The 704-nt window shown below is 58.8% G+C and carries 2 protein-coding genes; both read left to right on the plus strand.

Annotation, left to right across the window (positions count from 1 at the left end):
- Nucleotides 1–86: 86 nt before the first annotated feature.
- Nucleotides 87–494: a 50S ribosomal protein L21 gene (gene rplU / locus NW835_RS10530; protein ID WP_414363895.1), complete on the plus strand. Its 408-nt coding sequence runs from the start codon at nt 87–89 to the stop codon at nt 492–494.
- Between the two features lie 60 nt (nt 495–554).
- A partial coding sequence (locus NW835_RS10535) for a 50S ribosomal protein L27 (RefSeq protein ID WP_414415262.1) occupies nt 555–704 on the plus strand: 150 nt, incomplete at its 3' end.

Raw genomic sequence — 704 nt, forward strand, 5'->3', positions numbered from 1 at the left:
GTTTTTCCGCTAGCATTAAAAATCGCTGTCAATGCTCGGATCAGGTTTCAAGACCCGCAGGGGCACCTGTACGGCAAGGAAAAGGCATGACCTACGCGATTGTGGAAACCAGTGGCAAGCAGCTTTGGGTAGAGCCGGGGCGCTTTTACGACATCGATCGCCTGCCCGGCATAGAAGAGAACAGCCCTTTGACCCTGTCCCAGGTGTTGTTGATTAACCATGAGGGACAGGTAACCCTGGGCCGTCCCTATATTGCCGAGGCCGTGGTCAGGGCGCGGGTTCTGCAGCACCGCCGTAGCGCCAAGATCCTCGTCTACAAAATGAGGCCGAAGAAAAAGACCCGCAAGAAAAGGGGACACCGGCAGATGCTCACCCGTGTGCTGATCGAGTCCATCGAACTCAACGGGACGCCCCTGGCCGCCGCTCAGGCTGCCTCGCCATCCACTTCTGAAACGGCAACTGCTGCAGCCGGGATCCCCGAGGCGGAGGAATAGGCCCTAAACTTTAGGATCCCAACTTATCTTCGGCGACGACACACTTGCACAGGAGGCATTATGGCTCACAAGAAAGGGACCGGCAGCACCCGCAACGGCCGCGACTCCAATGCCAAGCGGCTGGGGGTGAAGTGCTTTGGCGGCGAGCTGGTGCATCCCGGCTACATCCTGGTGAGACAGCGGGGCACCAAGTTTCACCCAGGGGTGAAC

Source organism: Synechococcus sp. OH2, from assembly GCF_047462155.1.
Taxonomy (GTDB): domain Bacteria; phylum Cyanobacteriota; class Cyanobacteriia; order Thermostichales; family Thermostichaceae; genus Thermostichus.